This window comes from Streptosporangiales bacterium, from assembly GCA_009379825.1.
Taxonomy (GTDB): domain Bacteria; phylum Actinomycetota; class Actinomycetes; order Streptosporangiales; family WHST01; genus WHST01.
This window is the reverse complement of the sequence record WHTA01000030.1, coordinates 1-23,025: the sequence shown is the minus strand read 5'-3', so window position 1 is coordinate 23,025 and position 23,025 is coordinate 1. Positions and strand designations below refer to the sequence as shown.

Annotated in this window: 19 protein-coding genes; 10 read left to right on the top strand and 9 right to left on the bottom strand. The window is 70.4% G+C overall.

The window, feature by feature from the left end; translation table 11 throughout:
- Positions 1-11: 11 nt before the first annotated feature.
- Genes GEV07_15980 through GEV07_15970 form a run of 3 tightly spaced genes read left to right on the top strand, consistent with a single transcriptional unit; the run spans position 12 to position 2,347 of the window.
- Positions 12-941, top strand: a complete 930-nt coding sequence (locus GEV07_15980; protein MQA04155.1) for an ABC transporter permease subunit — start codon at positions 12-14, stop codon at positions 939-941.
- Complete coding sequence (locus GEV07_15975; protein ID MQA04154.1) at positions 938-1,765, top strand: ABC transporter permease subunit; 828 nt, start codon at positions 938-940, stop codon at positions 1,763-1,765. The genes GEV07_15980 and GEV07_15975 overlap by 4 nt, the downstream gene beginning before the upstream one ends.
- Before the next feature lie 36 nt (positions 1,766-1,801).
- Positions 1,802-2,347, top strand: coding sequence for a hypothetical protein (locus GEV07_15970; GenBank protein ID MQA04153.1), 546 nt, complete (start codon positions 1,802-1,804; stop codon positions 2,345-2,347).
- 68 nt (positions 2,348-2,415) lie between these two features.
- On the opposite strand, the gene GEV07_15965 is transcribed toward GEV07_15970, so the two are convergent.
- Positions 2,416-4,662 carry a sulfatase-like hydrolase/transferase gene (locus tag GEV07_15965; GenBank protein ID MQA04152.1) on the bottom strand — a complete coding sequence of 749 codons (2,247 nt, stop codon included), beginning with the start codon at positions 4,660-4,662 and terminating at the stop codon, positions 2,416-2,418.
- A complete protein-coding gene (locus GEV07_15960; protein MQA04151.1) occupies positions 4,659-6,149 on the bottom strand; it encodes an MFS transporter in 1,491 nt (496 codons plus the stop codon). The genes GEV07_15965 and GEV07_15960 overlap by 4 nt, the downstream gene beginning before the upstream one ends.
- Between GEV07_15960 and GEV07_15955 the strand changes: the two genes are divergently transcribed.
- Together GEV07_15955 and GEV07_15950 are read left to right on the top strand one after the other, a co-directional pair.
- Positions 6,103-7,059, top strand: a complete 957-nt coding sequence (locus GEV07_15955; protein MQA04150.1) for a LysR family transcriptional regulator — start codon at positions 6,103-6,105, stop codon at positions 7,057-7,059. The genes GEV07_15960 and GEV07_15955 overlap by 47 nt on opposite strands.
- 48 nt (positions 7,060-7,107) lie before the next feature.
- Positions 7,108-7,707 carry a methyltransferase domain-containing protein gene (locus tag GEV07_15950; protein ID MQA04149.1) on the top strand — a complete coding sequence of 200 codons (600 nt, stop codon included), beginning with the start codon at positions 7,108-7,110 and terminating at the stop codon, positions 7,705-7,707.
- Between the two features lie 14 nt (positions 7,708-7,721).
- On the opposite strand, the gene topA is transcribed toward GEV07_15950, so the two are convergent.
- Positions 7,722-10,586, bottom strand: coding sequence for a type I DNA topoisomerase (gene topA / locus GEV07_15945; GenBank protein ID MQA04148.1), 2,865 nt, complete (start codon positions 10,584-10,586; stop codon positions 7,722-7,724).
- Between the two features lie 481 nt (positions 10,587-11,067).
- Here topA and GEV07_15940 point away from each other — a divergent pair, with 481 nt between their 5' ends.
- Positions 11,068-11,382, top strand: coding sequence for a ligand-binding protein SH3 (locus GEV07_15940; protein MQA04147.1), 315 nt, complete (start codon positions 11,068-11,070; stop codon positions 11,380-11,382).
- Positions 11,383-11,578: 196 nt separating this feature from the next.
- On the opposite strand, the gene GEV07_15935 is transcribed toward GEV07_15940, so the two are convergent.
- The 4 genes from GEV07_15935 to GEV07_15920 form a co-directional block, all read right to left on the bottom strand.
- Positions 11,579-11,887: a transcriptional regulator gene (locus GEV07_15935; protein MQA04146.1), complete on the bottom strand. Its 309-nt coding sequence runs from the start codon at positions 11,885-11,887 to the stop codon at positions 11,579-11,581.
- A 430-nt stretch (positions 11,888-12,317) separates the two neighbouring features.
- Complete coding sequence (locus tag GEV07_15930; GenBank protein MQA04145.1) at positions 12,318-12,518, bottom strand: hypothetical protein; 201 nt, start codon at positions 12,516-12,518, stop codon at positions 12,318-12,320.
- Positions 12,519-12,636: 118 nt separating this feature from the next.
- On the bottom strand, positions 12,637-14,916 hold the full coding sequence (locus GEV07_15925; protein MQA04144.1) for a sodium-translocating pyrophosphatase: 2,280 nt from the start codon (positions 14,914-14,916) through the stop codon (positions 12,637-12,639).
- 350 nt (positions 14,917-15,266) lie between these two features.
- Positions 15,267-15,608 (bottom strand): anti-sigma factor antagonist, encoded by a 342-nt coding sequence (locus GEV07_15920; protein MQA04143.1) that lies wholly within the window; start codon positions 15,606-15,608, stop codon positions 15,267-15,269.
- 94 nt (positions 15,609-15,702) lie between these two features.
- On the opposite strand from GEV07_15920, the gene GEV07_15915 reads away from it, so the two are divergent.
- The 3 genes from GEV07_15915 (at position 15,703) to GEV07_15905 (ending at position 18,802) form a co-directional block, all read left to right on the top strand.
- A complete protein-coding gene (locus GEV07_15915; GenBank protein MQA04142.1) occupies positions 15,703-18,021 on the top strand; it encodes a DEAD/DEAH box helicase in 2,319 nt (772 codons plus the stop codon).
- A 67-nt stretch (positions 18,022-18,088) separates the two neighbouring features.
- The gene (locus GEV07_15910) at positions 18,089-18,355 is read left to right on the top strand and encodes a hypothetical protein (GenBank protein MQA04141.1); all 267 of its coding nucleotides are present in this window, start codon (positions 18,089-18,091) and stop codon (positions 18,353-18,355) included.
- 9 nt (positions 18,356-18,364) lie between these two features.
- Entirely contained in the window at positions 18,365-18,802 is a 438-nt protein-coding gene (locus tag GEV07_15905; GenBank protein MQA04140.1) for a nitroreductase family deazaflavin-dependent oxidoreductase, read from the top strand.
- On the opposite strand, the gene GEV07_15900 is transcribed toward GEV07_15905, so the two are convergent.
- Positions 18,799-20,025, bottom strand: a complete 1,227-nt coding sequence (locus tag GEV07_15900; protein ID MQA04139.1) for an MFS transporter — start codon at positions 20,023-20,025, stop codon at positions 18,799-18,801. The two genes, GEV07_15905 and GEV07_15900, sit on opposite strands and share 4 nt — an antisense overlap.
- Positions 20,026-20,931: 906 nt before the next feature.
- Positions 20,932-22,053 carry a hypothetical protein gene (locus tag GEV07_15895; protein MQA04138.1) on the bottom strand — a complete coding sequence of 374 codons (1,122 nt, stop codon included), beginning with the start codon at positions 22,051-22,053 and terminating at the stop codon, positions 20,932-20,934.
- Between the two features lie 178 nt (positions 22,054-22,231).
- Here GEV07_15895 and GEV07_15890 point away from each other — a divergent pair, with 178 nt between their 5' ends.
- Positions 22,232-22,660, top strand: coding sequence for a TIGR03668 family PPOX class F420-dependent oxidoreductase (locus GEV07_15890; GenBank protein ID MQA04137.1), 429 nt, complete (start codon positions 22,232-22,234; stop codon positions 22,658-22,660).
- Positions 22,661-23,025 lie beyond the last annotated feature (365 nt).

The following is a 23,025-nucleotide window of genomic DNA, read 5'->3' as shown; positions in this document are numbered from 1 at the left end:
GTACTCTTCCGATGGCCAACCGCGGTTCGCATCGCGCACGCGCGCGCACGGCGCCTGTCACGCCGTCCGCGACCCCGCCGGGCGAGCCCCGCAGGGTCGGCTACCTGTACATCCTGCCCGGCCTGGCGATCTACGGGCTCTTCCTGTTGTTCCCGCTCGGCCACAGCTTCTGGCTGTCGCTGTTCGACTGGGACGGGCAGACGCTCGGCACCTGGGCCGGCATCGACAACTACGTCGCCATCGTGCAGGACGACGAGCTGCGCGCGGCCTTCGGGCACGCCGCCACGTTGATCATGTTCTACTCGGTGATACCGATCGTGCTCGCGCTCGGCCTGACGGCGGCCATGTCGCGCGCCAAGGTGCGCGGGCTCACCTTCTTCCGTACGGCGCTGTTCATGCCGCAGGTGATCGCCATGGTGGTCGTCGCGACGGCGTGGAGCTCGATCTACTCGCCCGACGGCGTGCTCAACACCGTGCTGCGCGCCATCGGTCTCGACGGCATCACCCGTGCCTGGCTGGGTGACTTCACCTGGGCGCTGCCCTCGGTCGGCCTGATCGGCACCTGGGTGGAGATCGGCCTCGCCCTGGTGCTGTTCATGGCCGGTGTGCAGCGGATCCCGCGCGAGCTGTACGAGGCCGCCAGGCTGGACGGTGCAGGACCGGTGCGGGAGTTCTTCGCCATCACGCTGCCCTCGCTGCGCGGCGAGATCAGCGTGGCGCTGAGCCTGACCATCATCGCCGCGCTGCGTACGTTCGACCTGGTGTACGTGGCCACCCGCGGCGGCCCGGCGAACGAGACCAGCGTGCCCGCGTTCGAGGTGTACCACCGGGCGTTCGAGACCAACGAGGTCGGCTCCGCCTGCGCCATCGGCGTGACGCTCGCCGTGCTGATCCTGTTCGTGACGATCGTGGTCACCAGGCTCGCGGAGGGCAAGTCATGAGGACGTCCAGGCTCGAGCAGGTCGCCACCTACACCATCCTCGGTGTCTTCACGGTCTTCGCGCTGTTCCCGATCGTCGGCATCCTGTTGTCCGCCGTGGCCCCGCCCGAGGACGCGCTCGGTGGTTTCAGCCTGCCGAGCTCCGTCCGGCTGGCCAACTTCGTGGACGCCTGGCACCAGGGGCACTTCGGCCAGTACCTGCTGAACAGCCTGATCGTCGCGGCGTGCGTGGTGGGCGCCACCACCGTGCTGGCGACGATGACCGGCTACGCGTTCGGAAGCATGCGCTTCCGCTTCGCGCAGCCGCTGTTCTACCTGTTCCTCGTCGGCCTGATGGTGCCGCAGGAAGCGATCGTCGTGCCGCTGTTCTACGACCTTCGCGACGTTGGGCTCACCGACACGTACTGGGCGTTGATCCTGCCGCAGATCGCGCAGTCGCTGTCGTTCGGCACGTTCTGGATGCGCGCCTACTTCCGCAGCACGCCACGCGGCGTGGTGGAGGCCGCACGGCTGGACGGCGCGTCCAGCTGGACCACGTTGTGGCGGGTGCTGCTACCGATGGGCATGCCCGCGCTGACCACCATGGTGCTGCTCGTGTTCATGTGGACCTGGAACGAGTTCCTGCTCGCCCTGGTGATGGTGCCGAGCGCCGAGGACCTGCGTACGGCACCGCTCGGGCTGTCGTTCTTCCAGGGCCAGCACACCTCCGACTTCGCGCTGCTCTCGGCGGCGTCGGTGATCGTCGCGGCGCCTGTGGTGATCGCGTACGTGGCCCTGCAGCGCAAGTTCATCGCCGGCATGCTGTCCGGCGCTCTGCGCGAGTAGCCAACGGCTGTCGGTGGGCGGCCGTATCGTGCTGGTGTGGTCGCACACCAAGCGGCGTTGGGCATCATGCCGCGGAGCAGCTCCGCGGTGCTGGTGGCCGTCCGCGGACCTCGGGAGTCGCCGTGCCTGCTCGACCGCAGGCAGCTCGAACTCGTCGGGGAGCAGCTGCCGGCGCAGGCTTACCATGCGGCCGCCACGCTCGATCTCGACGAGGCGAGCCGGGTGATCCAACAGTGGGCGACCGCTGCCTCGACCGCAGCCGACCGCGGCATCACCGACGTCCTGTCGGGACCGGCGAAGGGGTACCGGGTCGTAGGTGTGGGCATCGTGGCCACCGTCCGAGAGGTTCCCGCGCTCGCTACCGTGCTGCGGTCACATCCGCTGCTGCACACTGCGGAAGGCCAACTCGCCCGTGAGGTGCTGGCGGAGGCGGCCGAGCGTGCCCGGCTGCCCGTGCACTATCTCGCGCCCAAGGGGCCACACGAACCCGAGCACGCCGAACTGGCCGAAGCGATGCGCCACGAGGCGGGCGCTGGCGCAAGGAACACAAGCTGGCAACCATCGCGGCACTTGCCGTGCTGAGTTCCCGGTGATCCGACCTGGGTGCCTGCCGGCGAGTACGAACCACGCCAGTCTACGGCCTGTGAACGTCAGTCGGCCGGCTCGTAGTCGCTTACGGCACCGGTGTCGCTGCCCAGGCGGAACGTCACCTGCTCGATCTCGCCGGTGAAAGGGAACTCCCCGCCGTACGCCGGGCTCACCGGGGACAGTGCGTCCCGCCCCAGGTCGAGGCCGGCCCAGGACATGAAGTACCGCGACGTCGCCGGCATCTTCACCTCGGCGACGGGCACGTCGTCGAGCACCAACCGGCCGACGCCGGCGAGCGTGCCGGTCTTCTCGAACGCGTAGCAGAAGACGTGCTCGCCGGCCGTCAGTCGCACCGGTGCGGCCACCCGGTAGATCTCGCCGTAGTAGTTGTAGTCGTGGTACAGGGTGGCGTCCTTCAGGTAGAAGGAGTAACCGCCGCCCACCGCGCCGCACGCGACGATGACGCCCTCGTCGCCCGCACCGCAGCGCACATGGGCAGTGAGCGAGTACGACCGGTCGAGCACGAACGGCGCGGCACCGCTCGGTACGTGCGTGAGCCCGCCCCAGTACCTAACCTCGTCGCGTGCGCGCGGGGCCTCGCGCCGGGTCACAGAGTCCGCGCGGCGCTCGGCGAAACCGCGGTCGTCGAGCGGCAGCACGTCGTACCTGCCCGCCTCCGCCCACCAGCGCTCGACCAGCTCGCGCAGCCGTTCCGGCTGCTCGGCGGCGAGGTCGCGGCTCTCGGCGACGTCGTCGTCGAGGTGGTAGAGCTCCCAGACGTCGTCGTCGTAACTGCTCCGGCGCTCGTGGTACGCGACGGCCTTCCAGCCGTCCGCCCACAGCGCCCGGTGGCCGAACATCTCGAAGTACTGCACGCCCTTGTGGGACGGCCCGTCCGCGTCGAACGTGTACAGCATGCTCGTGCCGTGCACGGGCAGCTGCGGCACGCCACCGATGGTCGCCGGTGCGGGCACGTCCAGTGCCTCGAGGATGGTCGGGACGATGTCCGTGACGTGGTGGTACTGGCGCCTGATCCCCCCGGCGTCACGGATCCGCCGCGGCCAGCTGATGATCAGCGGGTCGCGGACGCCACCCGCGTGGGTGTTCTGCTTGTACCTCTTCAACGGCGTGTTGGCGGCCATCGCCCACCCGAGCGGGTAGTTGTTCTGCACCCGCCAGCTGCCGATGTCGTCGATCCGCGCCAGGTTGTAGTCGAACGGGTCGGTCGCACCGTTCTCGTAGAACGCCATGTTCACCGACCCGTGGTGCTGGCCCTCCTGGCTCGCGCCGTTGTCGGAGAGCAGCACGAACACCGTGTCGTCCAGCTCGCCGAGGCGTTCCAGGTGTGCGACCAGCCGGCCGAGCTCGTGGTCGGTGTGTTCGAGGAACGCGGCGTACGCCTCCTGGAACCTGGCGTAGAGCCGCTGCTGCTCCGCGGACAGCTCGTCCCACGCCGGCACGCCGGGATTGCGCGGCGGTAGCCGGGTGTCCGGTGGCACGATGCCGAGCTCGATCTGCCTGGCGAGCTGGCGCTGCCTGGCGACGTCCCAGCCGTCGTCGAAGACGCCCCGGTACTTGTCCAGGTACGCCCGCGGCGCCTGGTGCGGCGAGTGCGCAGCGCCGGTGGCCAGGTAGAGCAGGAACGGCCGGTCGGGAGCGAGCGACACCTGGTCGGTCACGAACGACATCGCGTGGTCGACGAGGTCCTCGGTGAGGTGGTAGCCCTCCTCCGGGGTACGCGGCGGGTCGACCGGGTGGTTGTCGTACGTCAGCTCAGGGTAGAACTGATCGGTGGCGGCGTCGAGGAACCCGTAGAACCGTTCGAAGCCGCGGCCGAGCGGCCACTGGTCGAACGGCCCGGCGACCGACGTCTGGTCGGCCGGCGCGAGGTGCCACTTGCCGACGGCCAGCGTGCTGTAGCCCTCCTGCCTGAGCATCTCCGCGATCGTGCCCGCATGGTTGCTGACCGCACCGCGCTTGCTCGGGTAACCGCTGTCCGCGTTGGAGATGATTGACATGCCCACCGCATGGTGGTTGCGTCCGGTCAGCAGCGAAGCGCGCGTGGGCGAACACAGCGCCGTGGTGTGGAAGTTCGTGTAGCGCAGGCCGCGCTGTGCCAGGGCGTCCAGCGTCGGAGTCGCGACGGCGCCGCCGTAGCAACCGAGGCTGGCGAAACCGGCGTCGTCCAACAGCACGAGCACGACGTTCGGGCTGCCCGCGGGTGGCTCGTTGCGGGGTGGCCACCACGGCGTGGAGTCCTGGTACGTGCGGCCGATACGCCCTTCGAAGTGCGGTTCGCTGCTGCTCAACTGGTCCCCTGTCCGAGCTCTCGCTTCGAGGTCTCCGGTAGCCGATAGGTGCAACCGAGCGTCAGGACGGCGAGCACGACGACGAAGGCGCAGACCAGCCACGGCGTACCGCCACCGAGCACGTAGAGGGTCGCCGCGATGGCCGGCACGAAACCGGCTGCCAGCGCGGACAGCTGGAACACGACCGAGGTGCCGCTGAACCGCACGCTCGCCTTGAACAGCTCGGGCAGGTAGGCACCGACCGGCCCGAAGATCAAGCCGGTGCCGACGGGGAACCCGGTCATCATGGCCAGCCACACCAGCGACGGTTGTGCGGTGTTGATCAGCACGAAGCTGGGGAAGATCGCCAGCCCCACGATGACGGCGCCGGTCATCACCACCGGGCGGCGGCCGTAGCGGTCGGAGAGCGCCCCGGCTATGGGGATCATGATCAGCTGGATGGTCAACGCGAGCGCGACGCCGATGGTCGCGTCCGACTTGGCCATGCCGAGCTCGTCGGTCAGGTAGCCGATGCTGAAGACGACGAACACCGCCCACGTACCGGCGTCCGCCACCCTGGCACCCCACGCCTTGAGGATCGTCAGCGGGTACTGGCTGAACAGCTCCTTCAGCGGCACCTTCGTCTCGTCCTGCGACTCCTTCAGCTCCCGGAAGGCGGGCGTCTCGTTGATCCGCAGCCGCACGTAGAGGCCGGCGAGCAGGATGATCACGCCGAGCAGGTACGGCACCCGCCACGCCCACTGCAGGAACTCGTTGTCGGACACCGACGCGAGGACCGAGAACACCACGATGATGGATATCAGCTGCCCGGCCGGGTTGCCCATCCCCGCCCAGGTGCCCCAGAACCCGCGGCGCTTCGGCGGCGCGTGCTCCACGATCACCAGCGAGGCGCCGGCGAACTCGCCGCCGAGCCCGAAGCCCTGCAGCAGCCGGAAGAACACGAGCAGGATCGGCGCCCAGATGCCGATCGACTCGTACGTCGGCAGCAGGCCGGTCAGCACCGTTGGTAGGCCGACGATGAGCAGCGTGGCCAGCAGGATCGTCTTGCGACCGACCCGGTCACCGAGGTGTCCGAACACCAACGCACCGATGGGGCGGGCCACGAACCCGACACCGAAGGTGACCAGCGCCACCAGGGTGCTGATCCGCGGGTCGCCGGTTGGGGAAGAACAGCTCGTCGAACGCCAGCGTGGCCATCCACGCGTAGAGCTGGAAGTCGTACCACTCCAGGGTGGCGCCGGCCAGGCCGGCGGCCGCGACCCGCCGCATGGTGGCCGGCTTCGTGGGTGTCGTGGTGGTCTCGGCGGCGGTCGGTTCGCCGGGGCGTGCTGACGACATCGGCAGGTCCCCTCGGGAAACGCAGGATGAATGCCACCAAGGTAGGGAGCCGCCGTTGATCCGTCTAACACGTAAATCACATGAGAGTTATACGATCGGCGCATGAGCAAGCCCGACGATGTGCAGCTCGCCTGGCTGATGTCGTTCATCGCGGTGGCCAACCACGGCAGCTTCACCGCCGCGGCACGGGCGACCCACCGGTCGCAGCCGCGGGTGAGCGCCCACGTCGCGTCCCTCGAGGCCGCGCTCGGCGTGCGGCTGCTCGACCGCGACACCAGAGGCGTGGAAATCACCGAGGCAGGCAGCAGGTTCCTCCCGCACGCCCGGGCCGCGATCGCCGAGGTGCGCTCCGGCATGGACGGCGTGCAGTCGCTGTCCGGCCAACTGCAGGGCACGGTCGTCGTCGGCAGCTTCCCGGGGGCGAGCGGCGTGCTGATCGCACCGCTCATCAAGTCGTTCAAGGAGACGCACCCCGGCGTCTCGATCGAGCTGCACGAGGGCGACCCCGGTTGGCTCGAGGACGCGGTCGCGGACGTCAACGTCGACATCGCCGTCCGCTGCGCCGACACCCCGCAGCGCCATCCGCACGTCGCGTCCGAGCATCTCTTCGATGAGCAGGTGCTCGTCGTAGTGCCACAGGACGACCCGCTGGCGACGGTCAACCCAGTCGAGACCGCCGCGCTCGCCGGGCACGCGCTCGCCGGGCACGCGCTCGTCGTCACGGGGGCGCCGGCGGAAGGGTGGACGGACTTCCTCGAACGGCTGGAGTCCGCCGGCGTCCGACCACCACGGGTCGTCACCGTCGCCCAGCCGACCACGCTGATCGCGCTCGTCCGCGCTGGGCTCGGCGTCGGCCTGATCGGCGAGATGGCCGCCACCATCACCGCGTTCGGCGACGTCGTGACGCAACCGCTGGCCGACCCGATGTGGCACCGTGAGATCCGGGTGTACTGGAACAGCCGCCGCCAGCTCTCCACGGCGGCCCGCACGTTCCGCGAGTCACTCGCTGCCGGCCCCCAATGGCGCCAAGCCCGCGGCTTGCCGTTCCGGCAAAGTTAGTTGTCATCCTGGGGACGGTGTGGCCATGCTTGCCGTGGAGGTGACGGGATGGATGACAGGTACTGGGACGAGAGGTACGGCGCCGAGGAGCAGCTGTTCAGCGGCCACCCGAACGGCGCGTTGGTCGCCGAGGTGGCTGGGCTGACGCCGGGACAGGCGCTCGACGTGGGTTGCGGTGAGGGTGCGGACGCGCTCTGGCTGGCCGGGCAGGGCTGGCACGTGACGGCCGTGGACATCTCACGGGTGGCGCTGGAGCGGGCGGCCGCGCTGCCCGATGGCGACAAGGTGTCGCGGGTGCGCGCCGACCTGACCGTCGCTCCGCCGCCTGCGGGGGTGTTCGACCTGGTGTCGGTGCAGTACTACCCACTGCCGCACCAGCCGGACCATGCCGCGCTGCGCCGGCTGCTGGCCGCGGTCGCGCCGGGCGGCAGGTTGCTCTTCGTCAGCCACGACCTGGCGGCGTTCACCGAACACCACCACCACCCGGAGATCGACCCGGCCGACTACTACGGACCGGACGAGATCACGGCGCTGCTCGACGACGGCTGGACGATCGAGGTGGACGAGAAGCGCGCCAGGGCGAACCCGCCCGCGGCCGACGCCAGGAACGTACCGGACGTCGTGCTGCGCGCCCGCCGCGACGCGTAACCCACGGCGACCGGCTAGTTGGTGCTGGCCGTGGTGGTCTTCTTCGCCGCGGTCTTCTTCGCGCCGTTGGTGCTTGCGGTCGACTTCTTCGCGGCCGTCTTCTTCGCCGCCTTCTTGGCGGTCGACTTCTTGGTGGCCTTCTTCGCCGCGGTCTTCTTCGCGCCGTTGGTGCTTGCGGTCGACTTCTTCGCGGCCGTCTTCTTCGCCGCCTTCTTGGCGGTCGACTTCTTGGTGGTCTTCTTCGCGGCCGTCTTCTTCGCCGCCTTCTTGGCCGCCGTCTTCTTCGCCGCCCGCTTACGCGGCGCGGGGCCCTTCGCCCGCTTCTCCGCGAGCAGGTTGAAGGCCTGCTCGACGGTGATGCTCGCCGGGTCGTCGCCACGCGGCACGGTCACGTTCGTCTCGCCGTCGGTGATGTACGGACCGAACCTGCCGTCCTTGATCACCACCGGCTTGCCGGTGGCCGGGTCGTCGCCGACCTCACGCAGCGGCGGCGCGGCCGCGCGGCGACCACGGCGCTTCGGTTGCGCGAAGATGGCCACGGCCTCTGGCAGCGTGATGGTGAACAGCTGCTCCTCGCTGTCCAGCGACCGCGAGTCGCTGCCCTTGCGCAGGTACGGCCCGTACCTGCCGTTGAGCGCCGTGATCTCCTCGCCGTCGTCGGTCGTGCCCACCACCCGCGGCAGCGACAGGATGCGCAGCGCGTCGTCGAGCGTGACGGTGTCCGGTGTCATGTTGCGCAGCAGCGACCCGGTACGCGGCTTCTCCTTGGCGTCCTCGGGGAGCACCTCGGTGACGTAAGGCCCGTACCTGCCGCTCTTCACCACGATCGGCCGCCCGGTGTCCGGGTCGTTGCCCAGCTCCCGGCCGCTGTTGCCGACGCTGATCAGCTCCTCGGCCAACGCCTTGTCGAGCTCGTCAGGCGGCATGCCGTCGGGGATGTTCGCCCGCTCGCCGTCGCGCTCCAGGTAGGCGCCGTAACGGCCGACCCGCACGACGATGTCGGAGTCGGGGATCGGGAACGAGCTGATCTCCCGCGCGTCGATGTCGCCGAGGTCGGAGACCATCTCCTTCAGGCCCTCGCCGGCGTCGTCGTCGCCGAAGTAGAACTTGGTCAGCCACTCGACCATGCCGGCCTCGCCGCGCGAGATCTCGTCGAGCACGTCTTCCATCCGCGCGGTGAACGCGTAGTCGACCAGGTGCCCGAAGTGCTCCTCGAGCAACCGCACCACGGCGAACGCCAGCCAGTTGGGCACCAGCGCGGTGCCCTTCTTGAAGACGTACTCGCGGGCGAGGATGGTCGCGATGATCGACGCGTAGGTCGACGGCCGACCGATCTCGCGCTCTTCCAGCTCCCGGACGATGGTCGCCTCGGTGTAGCGCGCGGGCGGCTTGGTCTGGTGCCCCTCGGCGGCCAGGCCGACCGCGGTGACCGGGTCGTGCTCGGCGACGTCGGGCAGCCTGCGCTCGCTGGAGTCGAGGTCGGCGTTCGGGTCGTCGGAGCCCTCGACGTACGCGCGCAGGAAGCCGTGGAACGAGATCACCTTGCCGGACGCGCTGAACGCGCAGTTCTCCCCGGCACTGCTCGCTCCCTCGACACGCACCGAGACCGAGTGCCCGGTGGCGTCCTTCATCTGCGACGCGACCGTACGCTTCCAGACCAGCTCGTAGAGGCGGAACTCGTCGCCGTGCAGGCCGGTCTCCGCGGGGGTGCGGAACGAGTCACCGGCGGGCCGGATCGCCTCGTGCGCCTCCTGCGCGTTCTTCACCTTCGACTGGTATTTGCGCGGCTTGTCCGGCACGTACTCGCCGCCGTACAGCTCCGCCGCCTGCCGGCGGGCCGCAGTGATCGCCTGGTCGGCGAGCGTGACCGAGTCGGTACGCATATAGGTGATGTAGCCGTTCTCGTACAGCCGCTGCGCGACCTGCATGGTTCGTGCGGGGCTGAACCCGAGCTTGCGGGCGGCCTCCTGCTGCATGGTCGTCGTGCGGAACGGCGCGTACGGCGACCTGCGGTACGGCTTGCGCTCGACGCTGGCGACGTGGAACTGCGCGCCGGACAACCGCTCGGCGAGCTCGCCGGCGGCCTGCTCGTCGAGGTGCCGCACGCCGCTGTTCTTCAGCTGGCCGAGACTGTCGAAGTCGCGGCCGGTCGCCACCCGGTCACCGTCGATGGTCGCGAGCGTCGCCTCGAACGCGTGCAGCTGCTCGTCCCTGCCGGTGTCGAAGGTGGCCTGCAGGTCCCAGTACGAGGCCTCACGGAACGCGATCCGCTCGCGTTCCCTGTCCACGATCAACCGGACGGCGACCGACTGCACGCGGCCGGCGGACAGCCGCGGCATCACCTTGCGCCACAGCACGGGCGAGATCTCGTAGCCGTAGAGCCGGTCCAGGATGCGACGGGTCTCCTGGGCGTCGACCAGGCCCTGGTGGATCTCGCGCGGGTTCTGGATGGCCTCGTGGATGGCGTCCCTGGTGATCTCGTGGAACACCATCCGGCGCACCGGCACCTTCGGCTTCAGCACTTCCGACAGGTGCCAGGCGATGGCCTCGCCCTCGCGGTCCTCATCCGTCGCGAGATAGAGCTCGTCGGACTCCTTCAGCGCTTCCTTCAGCCGGCTGACCTGCTGCTTCTTGGCGCTGTTGACGACGTAGAGCGGCTCGAAGTGGTCGTCGACGTTCACCCCGAGACGCGCCCAGGACTCCTTCTTGTACTTGGCAGGGATCTCCGCGGCCGTGTCCGGCAGATCGCGGATGTGGCCGACGCTGGACTCCACGACGTAGCCCTCGCCGAGGTACCCGGCGATGGTCCGCGCCTTGGCCGGCGACTCCACGATGACGAGTCGCTGACCAGCGCCGTTGCTCTGGCCCGACGATGTCATGGGCGCCCGTTTCCTCCCGTGTCGTCGGCAGGCCGTACTGTCCCTGCCGCCGACTTGTCCGTCAGCTGCGCTGAACTGGCCACTCTCGCTCCTGTCCTGCTTGCCCGCTTCCCCGGCTGGCACCGAGACGGTATCTCGCGGAGAACGAATCCTGCCGCACCGGGGCACTACTGGCGGAACGTCACACTGCTGGCCAGGTGTTCCTGACGTCGGCGGATCCGGAGGTCATCCTGGATGGGGCGTGGCGGCCGGCGAATTGCGCGTCCACTCGCAGTGGAACACGGCCCGACCAGGATACCTTGTCCGGCGCTACTACCGCTCGCGACTGCGGCCGCCGACTCGTCGGGGTGACGAAGCTCACCTGACCGGCCGCACCGGGCACCCTATCCTGGCGTTGGGCGAGGTGGTAGTCCACCGGCCTCCGGACGAGGAGCGTCGTACCCGGTCACGACAAGACGACGCGGACCCGAAGGAGGTTGTCGTGGCCTGGCTCGTTCTCGTCGTCTCCGGGCTGCTGGAAACCGCATGGGCGACCGCGTTGTCCGCATCGAACGGCTTCCGCCGGTTGGTCCCGAGCCTGGTGTTCGTGGTGGCGCTGGCGTTGAGCATGGGCGGACTGGCCGTCGCCCTGCGTGCCATACCGGTCGGCACCGGTTACGCGGTGTGGGTGGGCATCGGCGCGGTCGGCACCGCGGTCGCGGGCATGACGTGGTTCGGTGAGCCGGTCAGCGCCGCAAAAATCGTCTGCCTCGGGCTGATCGTCAGCGGCATCGTCGGGCTGAAGCTGCTGCACTAGCTCATTGCGCGTCGCTGCCGAGGACCTCGGCACCGCAGCCCTCGCATCGCGTCGGCGGGTCGTCGTCGGCCAGCCGTCCGCAGTCCGGACACACCCGTTCGGCCCAGCAGGCGGGGTCGCCGCCCTCGTCGTCATCGACCATGACACCCAAGTTAGAGCGCTTCCCCGTGGTGCACACAAGACTCCGCGGAAGCGGTCAGCCGTAGAGGCGTCGCGTGTTCGGCAGGTGGTCCACGCCCCAGGTACCCAGCGCGTCGAGGACGGGGCCGAGAGCACGGCGACGCTCGGTGAGCCGGTACGCGTGTCGCGGAGGACGTTCGCTGTACTGTTCGCGCGCCACGATGCCGGCGTCGACCAACCTGCGCAACCGGGCGGCGAGGACGTTCGTGGGGATGCCCTCCTCCGAGGCGGCCAGCTCGCCGTACCGCAGCTGGCCGCCGAACAGCAGGTCACGCACGATCAACAGCGACCACCTGTCGCCCACCACGTCCAGCGTGCCGGCGATCGCGCAGTCGGAGCGCCGCCGCCCACCCGAGTTCTTCTCATGCATGGTCACTTGCATTACAAGCGACGTGCCTACAGAGGGGTGACGCGATGTCTCGGCAACGATCGGCGCGCGGCGACCTGGTCGCCGTGTCGCTCGCCCCTCGCCTGGCTCGCCGTGATCCTGCTGGCGAACCTCGCGGTGCGTTCGATGCGGACGCGCCGCCGGTGGCTCCTGCTTGCCGCGCTCGGACCACCGCTGCTCCTGCTTGCCGCGCTCGCCGCGTCACCCCGGCTGCGGACCTGGGCACGGGAGCTCGACCTGCGGTTCCTCACCCTCCTGCAGGCGTGGCGCGTAGCGGGGTTGGCGTTCCTCGGCCTGCTCGCGGTGGACGCACTGCCGGCCGGGTACGGGACGTACTCGTCGGCGTCACGGCGCCGCTGGTCGCGACCTACCTCGTCGGGCGCGGCGGCCCGGCCAGGCTCGGGCACCTCGGCTGGACGGCGTTCGGCGTGCTCGACCTGGTCGCCGCGGTGTCGTTGGGCGTGCTCCACTCGAACAGCCCGCTCGGGCTGCTCGCCGCCGGCGGCGACACCGATTTGATGTCGCAGCTGCCGATGAGCCTGGTCCCGACGTTCGGCGTCCCGTGCACGCTCGCCGTGCATTTGCTCTCACTGGCCGCGGCGGTAACCCGACCTGGTGGCAGGGTGCGACGACGAAGCCCCCGGCCACGCCGATCGGCGCAACCGGGGGCTGACGACGCGGAGCTGTCAGGCAGCGGCGGTCTGCTGCTCTTCCTCGCTGTCGTTGTCGGCGACCGACACCGAGCGCCGCTTGGCGATCACCACGGCGGCGACGAGCACCGCCACGGCGACGAGTGCCACGCCGATACGCAGCGGCACGTTGTCGGCGTACGCGACGACGGCCGGCGCGATCAGCAGCGACACCAGGTTCATCACCTTCAGCAGCGGGTTGATCGCCGGGCCCGCGGTGTCCTTGAACGGGTCACCGACGGTGTCACCGATGATCGTCGCCTCGTGCGCCTCGGAACCCTTGCCGCCGTGGAAGCCGTCCTCGACGAGCTTCTTGGCGTTGTCCCAGGCGCCACCGGAGTTGGCGAGGAAGACGGCCATCAGCGTGCCGGCCGCGATCGCGCCGCCCAGGTACGCACCCAGCGGCGCGTAGCCGAGACCGAAGCCGACTGCGATCGGTGCGAGCACCGCGAGCAGACCAGGCGTGGCGAGCTCGCGCAGCGAGTCCTTCGTGCAGATGTCGACCACGCGGCTGTAGTCCGGGCGCTCGCTGTAGTCCATGATCCCCGGGTGCTCGCGGAACTGCTTGCGCACCTCGTACACCACCTGGCCGGCGGCCCGGCTGACCGCCATGATCGCCAGGCCGGCGAAGAAGAACACCACCGCGGCACCGATCATCAGGCCGACGAGCACGTTCGGGTTGTCGATGGACAGACCGAACGTCTCGCCCTCAGGCAGCGCGCCCTCCACCGCCGACTTGAACGCCCCGAACAGCGCGGTCGCCGCGAGCACGGCCGTCGCGATCGCGATGCCCTTGGTGATCGCCTTCGTGGTGTTGCCCACGGCGTCCAGCCTGGTGAGCACCTCGGCGGCCTCGCCCTCGACGTCGCCGGACATCTCCGCGATGCCCTGCGCGTTGTCGGAGACCGGGCCGAAGGTGTCGGACGACACGATGACGCCGACCGTGGTCAGCAGGCCGGTGCCGGCCAGCGCGACGGCGAACAGCGCCACCTGCGCGTTGCCGTCACCGAGCAGGAACGCGCCGTAGACCGCGGCGCCGATCAGCAACGCGGTGTAGACGGCGGACTCCAGGCCCACCGAGATGCCGGAGAGTATCACCGTCGCGGGGCCGGTGCGTGAGCTCTCCCCGATCTCCCGCACCGGACGCCTGTTGGTCTCGGTGAAGTACCCGGTGAGCACCTGGATGACGCTCGCCAGCAGCAGACCGATGATCACCGCACCGATCGCGATGTAGCGCGGGTTGCCGTCGAAGTTGCTCACCTCGGAGCCGCTCAGCTGGTCGAAGCTGCTCGGCAGGAAGACGAACGAGGCGATCACGACGAGCACCGCAGAGACGATCGCGGAGACGAAGAAGCCGCGGTTGATCGCCGTCATACCGCTGCGGTCCTTCGTGCGTGGCGAGACCACGAAGATGCCGATCACCGCGGTGATCACACCGATCATCGGGACGATCAGCGGGAAGACCAGGCCCTCCGCGCCGAACGCGATCTTGCCGAGGATCAGCGCCGCGACCAGCATGACCGCGTACGACTCGAACAGGTCGGCGGCCATACCGGCACAGTCACCCACGTTGTCACCGACGTTGTCGGCGATCGTGGCGGCGTTGCGCGGGTCGTCCTCGGGGATGCCCTGCTCGACCTTGCCGACCAGGTCCGCGCCGACGTCGGCGGCCTTGGTGTAGATGCCGCCGCCGACCCGCATGAACATGGCGAGCAGCGCGGCACCGAAGCCGAAGCCTTCGAGCACGGTCGGGGCGTCGGAGTTGTAGGCGAGCACGACGATCACGGCACCGAGCAGGCCAAGGCCGACGGTGAACATGCCCGCGACGCCGCCTGTGCGGAACGCGATCCGCATCGCCTTCCGCTCGCCACCTGCCTCGCGCGCGGCCGCGGCGACCCGCACGTTGCCGCGCACAGCCAGCCACATGCCGGCGAACCCGGTGACAGCCGAGAACAACGCGCCCACGACGAAGAAGGCCGAACGCCCGATGCGTACGGTCATCGACTCCGCGGGAAGCAACGAAAGCAAGATGACGAGGAGCACCACGAACGGCGCCAGCGTCACGAACTGGCGTTTGAGATACGCAGCCGCACCCTCTTGCACCGCACCTGCAATGTTCTGCATGCGCTCGGTGCCCTGGCCCGCGCGGAGAACCTCGCGGGCGAGCGCGCCGGCGACGGCCAACGCGAGTAGGGCTACTACCCCGACGATTACGACTACGGTGACGTAAGCGCCGCTCAGGTCAAAGCTTTCGGCGCTGACGGTCAGGCCGGACATCCCGTCCTCCTTGGTAAGGCACTTCGTATCCCACCCCCGCCGACCTGTGGTGCACACCTAGCGCGTTCGGGTCACGAACGTGGTGCCAGGGCTTTGGTAGGCGTAGAGGCCGCACATACAGGCGGCTGCGCGGTGAGTGTAGCGGCCGAGCAAGATCAACTACCAACCGGGGATACCGACATACGCCCCACATCGCCTACCCGCACGGCGATGATCTCTGCGCCGCCAGCGCGGAGAGGGTTCCCAGGAGAGGAAGATCACATGGCCGACGAGTGCCAGTGGTGATCGCGCACGACCTCTCTCTCCGCGACCACACGCATACCTCACCGTGGGTGACGAGCGCGCCACCGTCAGGACTCGACGGTCAGAGCGTCGGCCAGGGAGCTGTGGATCGGGAACACCTTCGTGAGACCGGTCACCCGGAAGATCTTCAGGATCCGCTCCTGCGAGCAGACCAGCCGGAGCGTGCCGTCATGGGCGCGCACCCGCTTGAGCCCACCGACGAGCACGCCGAGACCGGTGGAGTCGAGGAACTCCACCTGTTCCATGTCGATCACCAGGTGGTACGCGCCCTGGGCCACCAGGTCGATGAACGCCTCGCGGAGCTTGGGCGCGGTGTAGACGTCGATCTCGCCGACGACCTCCACGACCGTGCGGTCACCCTCGGCCTTGGTCGTCAGTGACAGGTCCACAGATCCTCCATCGGTCGACGCCAGCGGTGCCACGCCGGGGATCGGCCACGGCCCCCGCCTGGCATTCAACCATGTGTCGGCGCGTACGGAGAGAATGGTTCCCACCGTGGAACCACAGACGACATCCGCCGACCCGGCCGACCTGATCAGGCAGCGGGCCGCCAGCCGGGGCACCGCCGAGCACCCGACGCTCACCCACCTGGAGGAGGTGCCGGCGCGCGCTGGCACCACCACCGGGTGGCCGGCCTGGCTGCCGGCGGAGTGCAGGGAGCAGTTCGTCGCGGCCGGCGTACCGGGGCCGTGGCAGCATCAGGTCGACGCCGCGGAGCACGCGTGGTCCGGCCGGTCGGTCGTGGTGGCCACCGGCACGGCGTCCGGTAAGACGCTCGCCTACCTGCTGCCGGTCAGCGCCACCGCGGCCGCGGACGCGGGTACCGGTCTCTACCTCGCCCCCACCAAGGCGCTGGCCCGCGACCAGCTGCGCTCCCTGCACGAGCTCGAGCTGCCCGGCCTGCGGCCGGCGGTCTACGACGGCGACACCAGCTACGAGGAACGGCAGTGGGTGCGGCGCCACGCGAACTACGTGCTCACCAACCCGGACATGCTGCACCACGGCCTGCTCGCCAGGCACGAGCAGTGGGCGGCGTTCCTGCGCCGGCTGCAGTACGTGGTGGTCGACGAGTGCCACCACTACCGCGGCGTGTTCGGCTCGCACGTGGCCCAGGTGCTGCGCCGGCTGCGCCGGGTGTGCGCGAAGTACGGCAGCGAGCCGGTGTTCGCCCTCGCGTCCGCCACCGTCTCGTCGCCCGCGCACGCCGCCGGCCGGCTCACCGGCGTCGAGGTGGCCGCCGTGACCGACGACGCCTCGCCGCGCGGCGCGACCTCGTTCGCGCTGTGGGAGCCGCCGCTGACCGAGCTCACCGGCGAGAACGGCGCGCCGGTACGCCGCAGCGCCACCGGCGAGGCCGCTGACCTGCTCGCCGACCTGGTCTGCACGGAGGTGCGCACGCTGGCGTTCGTACGCTCCCGCCGCGGCGCGGAGGTAGTGGCGATGGAGGCCAAGCGGCACGTCGGCGCCGCGGTGCCGCAGCTGCAGGGCCGGGTCGCCGCGTACCGCGGCGGCTACCTGCCCGAGGAGCGCCGCGAGCTGGAGCGGCGCCTCGCGAACGGCTCGCTGCTCGGCGTCTCGACGACGAACGCGCTCGAGCTCGGCATCGACATCGCCGGCCTGGACGCGGTGCTCATCGTCGGCTGGCCGGGCACCCGCGCGTCGCTGTGGCAGCAGGTGGGCAGGGCCGGCCGGGCCGGGCAGCGTGCCCTCGCGGTGCTCGTCGCCAGGGACGACCCGCTCGACACCTACCTCGTGCACCACCCGCAGGCGCTGTTCGGCCAGCCGGTGGAGGAGACCGTCCTCGACCCGGACAACCCGTACGTCCTCGCGCCGCACCTGTGCTCGGCCGCGGCCGAGCTGCCGTTGACGCCAGCCGGCCTCGCGGTGTTCGGCGACGCCGCACCCGAGGTGGTGGCGGAGCTGGAGCGCCGTGGCCAGCTGCGCCGCCGTAAGGCCGGCTGGTTCTGGACCGGCCGCGGTCGCGCCCACGACCTCGCCGACCTGCGCGGCTCCGGGGGTGTGCCGGTCAGCCTGGTCGAGGACGGCACCGGCCGGCTGCTCGGCACCGTCGACACCGCGGCGGCACACAACCAGGTGCACACCGGTGCGGTGTACCTCCACCAGGGCGAGACGTACCTCGTGCAGGAGCTCGACCTCGACGACGCCGCCGCGTTCGTGGAGCGCGCCGACCCAGAGTACACCACGACGGCCAGAGAGCTCACCGACATCAGCATCGTCGAGCAGCAGGCCGGCACCGACTGGGGCGACGCGCAGCTCTGTACCGGCACCGTCGAGGTCACCCAACAGGTCGTCGGCTTCCTGCGCCGGCACCTGGCCACCCGCGAGGTGCTCGGCGAGGAGCCGCTCGACCTGCCCGCCCGCACGCTGCGCACCCGCGCGGTGTGGTGGACGCTGCCGGCGGACGCGATAACCGCGGCGGGCATCGAACCGGCCGACCTCCCGGGCGCCGCGCACGCCGCGGAGCACGCGTCCATCGGCCTGCTGCCGCTGTTCGCCACCTGTGACCGCTGGGACGTCGGCGGCGTATCCACGGCCCTGCACGAGGACACCGGCCGGCCCACCGTCTTCGTCTACGACGGCCATCCGGGCGGCGCCGGCTTCGCCGAGCGCGGCTACGCGGCCGCCCGGGAGTGGTTGGCCGCCACCAGGGACGCCATCGCGGCCTGCGAGTGCGAAACCGGCTGCCCGTCCTGCGTCCAGTCACCGAAATGCGGCAACGGCAACGACCCGCTCGACAAGCGCGGCGCCGTACGGTTGCTCGACCTGCTGCTGGAGTCGTAGCCAGCTCCGCGGGCGACGGCTGGATTGCCATACTTGCGCCCGTGGACACGGTGAAAGGCGGACCTGCATGGTCATGCTCGGGCTCATCCTGGTCGTCATGGCGGCGGCGTTCGCCATCGGCTTCGTCACCGGGATAGGCGAGCCGACCCCGCAGTGGTACGGCCTCACCCTGGACACCTTCGACGGCCTCGACGGCTTCCTCGCCGGCCTGATCACCATGCTCGTCCTCGTCGTCGGGCTGCGGCTGGCGCGCCGCGGCTTCGCCCGGCTGGCCCGCGCCCGCAAGGCCAAGCAGGCCCGCAACAACGGCGGTCCGGCCCCGAGGCGTGCCTAGAGTGGTGCTATGGCGAAACCACCCGGCAGGGCGACCCGCGCGCTGATGCGCCTGATGATGCGGTTCGAGGCGGGAAGGTTCCGCCGGTCTGGCGGCAAGGCGCGCGGCCCGGGTAAGAACCCGCAGCTGCTGCTGACCACCGTGGGGCGCAAGTCCGGCCAACCGCGCACCGTCCCGCTGTTCTACGTAGCCGACGGCGACCGGCTCGTCGTCATCGCCTCGTACGGCGGCAGCGACTCGCACCCCGCCTGGTGGCTGAACCTCCGCGCGAACGGCCGCGGCACCGTAGAGCTGGACGGCGAGTCGTTCATCGTCACCCCGACGGTGCTCGAGGGCGAGGAACGCGACCGCTGCTGGCGCCAGATGACGCAGTTCTGGCCCAGCTACGACACCTACGCCACGAAGACCGACCGACAGATCCCCGTGGTCGCCCTCGCCAAGGCCTAGGTGGCGAGCTCGGCCCTACGGGCGCGTCCGGCGGCGAGCAGGCTGCCGGCGCCGACCAGGGCCGTCACGCCGGCGCCGACGAGCACCGGGGCGTAGCTGTCGAACGCGGCGTACGCGAGCCCGGCGACGAACGGTCCGGCGGCGCGAGCGCCGACGACGAACGTGGAGAGCACGCCGTTGACGCTGGGGAACTGCTCGGCGCCGTAGTAGTCGGCGACGAGCGTCCCGCGCAGCAGCTCGGACAGGCCGACGCCCAGCCCGAAGACCAGTACGAACACCCAGATGGCGACCGCGGCCGCCCGGTCGTGGCCGGTGGTCGCCAGCGGCAGCGCCATCACAAGCCCCTGGGCGACGAACACCGCGCACGTCGTGTGCGCCTCGGCGACCCACCGCCGCAGCAGCGTCACGAGCACCCGTCCGCCGACCTGCGTCAGGCCGATCGTGCCGGCGACCAGCGCCGCCCACTTCAGCGAGAAGCCGCGATCCACCAGGTACGCGACGAACACCACGGCGACCGCGACCCGTCCGGCGGTCGAGCAGGTCAGGCACACCGTGAGCCAGCGGAACGAGGCACTGCGCACGATGTCGGCGCGGCTCGCCTGCTGCCCGAGCGGGGCGGCGGTGGCCGGCTGCGCGGGCCGGCGTAGCGAAAGCGCGAGCACGGGCACGTTGAACGCCGCGACCCAGACCGCGAGCACGAGCAGCGCCTGGCGCCAGCCGAGCGTGGAGCTCAGCGCACCCGTCACGGGGATGAAGACGACGCTGGCGAAGCCGCCGAACACCGTCACGACCAACACCGCACGCGACCGCAGCTGCCGGAACCAGGCGGTCGTCACCGCGAACGCCACCTCGTACAGCGACATCGCCATGGCAACCCCGGCGAGCACGAACACCCCGAAGAACACGGGCACCGAATGCACTCCCGACCAGCTCGCCAACACCGCGGCGGCGAGCACGCTGCCGGCAACCATCAGCCCGCGGGCGCCGCGAGCCTGCAGCCAACGCCCGACCGGCACGGCCAGCACCCCCGAGGTGACCATCGCGACGGCGTATCCCGCGTTCAAGAGCGCCGGCGACCACCCGAGCTCGGCCCGCATCGGCACCACGAGCACGGAGAACGCGTAGACGAGCACACCCCACGACACGAGCTGGGTGACACTCACCCCGAGCACGAGCGTCCACCCCCGCGCAGTCGGCAGGTCGGGTCGCCAGCTGAGCGCCATACCCACCTCCGCACCCAGGCTAGGCCCGCACCACCCACCGACCGGCCAGGTGCGACGTAGCTCACCACCGCCAAGCCGGCTCAGCAACGCACGAGCCGACCCCGGCGCCGACCGCTCAAGCGACCCGCGACCATAACCAGGCACCGTGGGCTACCGGCGCAGCTTGACACCGCGCGCTGCCACGCGGGTTACCCGACCAGGCGTCGTGCAAGGCAGCGCAGCACGGACCGCCCCAGTCACGCCACGCCGGCTGACGACATACCAGCCAGCCAACGGCCGAGGGCGACACCTGGACCCTTCGACGGGCCCGCGGCCACGCGCGCTACCCGACCAGGCGTCGCGCAAGGCAGCGCAGCATGCCTCGACAGCCCCAGACCACTTGGCACGAACCGGCCAGGCGCGGGCGCCCGCCGCCCCGCGGACATGGCTTTAACGCCACACAGACCGCGCGTGGCTTGGCCGACCAGGCGCCGCGCGAGGCGACCCAGCGCGAGCCAGCCAGTCAGACGGCGTGGATCAGGCGACGGCCGCGGCATAGTTGGCGGCGTGCAGCGTGGGTCGGTGCGAGCAGCATGACGAAGCCGCCTGCAGCGGCGCCTCAGCGTGGGCCCCGGTGACCCGGTCCGCGTGAAGCAGCGCAGTACAGGCTGCGTGGTCAAGCGGTGTGCGGGGTGGCCCGGGTGTGACAACGTGACAAGGCACGTGCGCGGTCGCCCAGCGCGCCGGCACGGTCAGCGGCGTACGAGACAGTCCCCTGCGGGCAACGTGACCAAGCAGGCGCGGCCTGGTCAGGCGCGTGCGAGACACCTCAGGGCGGCCAACATGGCCAGGCAACCTCTGCGGTGTGGCTCGGCGCGGGCTGCGGCGACCAGGAATGGGTGGTCCTGCACAGCTCGGGCTGACGGGTCAGCGGCGGCTGTGTCGTCCGCGGGCTGCTCGGCGGACGCGGGCGAAGGCGGGGCGCAGCTTGCCGGCGCGGCTCCATAGCAACAGGTGCCAGCTGGCGAGCACCAGGACGAGAGCCAGGGCCACCGGCACCGCGACGTCACCGCGTGCCTGTCCGTACGCGACCGGCTCGCTCGCCCGCTGCTTCGTAGGCGAGGACTTCTTCACCGGCGCCACCTCCGGCCGTACCCCGAACGAGGGGTACGGATCGCTGGCCGGCGTCTCGCTGGTGGTGGGGAAACCGCCCTTCGCCGAGTCGCCGCCGATGCCCGGCTTGGGGAAACCGCTGCCACCGGGCTTGCGGGCGCCACTGCTACCCGCCTTGCCGCCAGTGCCCCTACGGTCGCCGGCCATCCGGGTCTTCGCAGCCGTCGGCACGGTCACCTTCGTCGCGGCGGCGCCGGAGGAGAGCTGGCCGTCTGCGCCGTCGCCGATGGCCACCACCTTCACCGGGGTGCGGCCGCCGCCACCCGGCGCCGGGAGCGACGCGGAGCAACTGCTGCCACCACAGGCGCGGCCGACGGCGACCTGCTCGCTGCGCCCGCCGACGGACACCTTGTACGCCGTGAGGTCGGGTTCCACGCCCTTGCGCCACTGCACCGCGACCTGCTTCGACGACGCGTCGGCGGAGACACCGCGCGGCGTCTGCGGCGGCGCGTCCACGACGAACGACGACTCGGACCCGCTGCCGAGCACGAGCACCTGGCTACCGAAGGTTACGGTCCACTTCCCGTTGCTCGCGGGGGTACGCCGGCCGTCCTCGACGCACGACCCGTCGTAGTCGGGACAGGACAGCGACATCGTGTACGAGAGCTTCTTCGGGCCGGTGCCTGAAGCCACCTCGACCGGCTTGCTGCCACCCGGCGGGGTGAGCCCCAGCTTGCCCTTCTCCAGGGGACCGAGCTGCACGCTGACCGTCACCTGCTGGCCGGTTGACGTGAACCTGGTGTCGGACACCTGCACCCGGCCGGCGTCCGCAGGCGGCGCCGTGGCGGTGCCGACTACCAGCGCGCCAGCCACTGCCGGCAGCGCAAGCAGCAACACGGCCGGCCGCGGGCGGCCAAGGCGCTTCGCGCGGTGCACGGGCGGCTCCTCGTCCTGTGGACCAACGGTGGTCCTGATCAACGAACCATCGAAGGGCGAGGTTACGCCACCATGACGCCCTGCCGGGCCCCGTCCACCCACCCACCGGCACGTACGGTGACATTGTCAGAACGCAGCGCTCCAATACCGGCACTGCGGGTGAGACACTGAGCAAGCGATGAAGCTGACCCCGGAGCTGGCGCGCGAACGCTTCCGTACGGCGCGGGTGGCCAGGCTGGCCACCGTGACCGCTGACGGCCAGCCACACCTGGTGCCGTTCACCTTCGTGGTCGACGGCGACCAGATCCTGCACGCGGTCGACGACAAGCCCAAGACGACCACCGCATTGCGGCGGATCGCCAACATCGTCGAGAACCCGGCCGTCTGCGCGCTGGTCGACAGCTACGCCGAGGACTGGACGAGCCTGTGGTGGGCACGCGCCGACGGCACAGCCACGGTGCACACCGACACCGACGAGATCGCCAAGGTGGGTGCACTGCTAGCGGCGAAGTACCCGCAGTACGCGGACCAGTATCCGGCCGGCCCGGTGATCGCACTCACCGTCGACCGCTGGAGCGGCTGGTCCGCCCAACCCATCGGCCAATGACGTGTTGAGGACGCGAACGCTTCGACCGGCCAGCTTGGGCCCCCCACCGGCCCGCGCAGCACACAGCCCACCCACGCACGCAGCCCCAACAGGGCACACCGCTCGCGCGCCGCATACCGGCCACGGAGCACACCGGCCCGCGCAGCGCACACGGCCCGCCCGCGCGCAGCCCACAGGACACACCACCCCGCGCCACACACCGGCCACGGAGCACACCGACCCGCTGTTGCCCGACGCTGTGGATGAGGACGATGGCGACGTGTTGGGTGAGGACGTCGCGTGGCTATGAGGAAGCCCCGCGGGCGGTTGCCGGCGGGGCTTGATGGTCAGGGTGTCGGGGTCGTGCTTACTCGGTCGTGACCTCG

Coding starts and splice junctions, on each gene's coding strand:
- GEV07_15900 (MQA04139.1), bottom strand. CDS start 20,025: ATGGCGCTCAGCTGGCGACCCGACCTGCCGACTGCGCGGGGGTGGACG.
- GEV07_15925 (MQA04144.1), bottom strand. CDS start 14,916: ATGTCCGGCCTGACCGTCAGCGCCGAAAGCTTTGACCTGAGCGGCGCT.
- GEV07_15890 (MQA04137.1), top strand. CDS start 22,232: ATGAAGCTGACCCCGGAGCTGGCGCGCGAACGCTTCCGTACGGCGCGG.
- GEV07_15950 (MQA04149.1), top strand. CDS start 7,108: ATGGATGACAGGTACTGGGACGAGAGGTACGGCGCCGAGGAGCAGCTG.
- GEV07_15975 (MQA04154.1), top strand. CDS start 938: ATGAGGACGTCCAGGCTCGAGCAGGTCGCCACCTACACCATCCTCGGT.
- GEV07_15905 (MQA04140.1), top strand. CDS start 18,365: ATGGCGAAACCACCCGGCAGGGCGACCCGCGCGCTGATGCGCCTGATG.
- GEV07_15915 (MQA04142.1), top strand. CDS start 15,703: ATGGTTCCCACCGTGGAACCACAGACGACATCCGCCGACCCGGCCGAC.
- GEV07_15960 (MQA04151.1), bottom strand. CDS start 6,149: ATGAACGACATCAGCCAGGCGAGCTGCACATCGTCGGGCTTGCTCATG.
- topA (MQA04148.1), bottom strand. CDS start 10,586: ATGACATCGTCGGGCCAGAGCAACGGCGCTGGTCAGCGACTCGTCATC.
- GEV07_15955 (MQA04150.1), top strand. CDS start 6,103: ATGAGCAAGCCCGACGATGTGCAGCTCGCCTGGCTGATGTCGTTCATC.
- GEV07_15980 (MQA04155.1), top strand. CDS start 12: ATGGCCAACCGCGGTTCGCATCGCGCACGCGCGCGCACGGCGCCTGTC.
- GEV07_15910 (MQA04141.1), top strand. CDS start 18,089: ATGGTCATGCTCGGGCTCATCCTGGTCGTCATGGCGGCGGCGTTCGCC.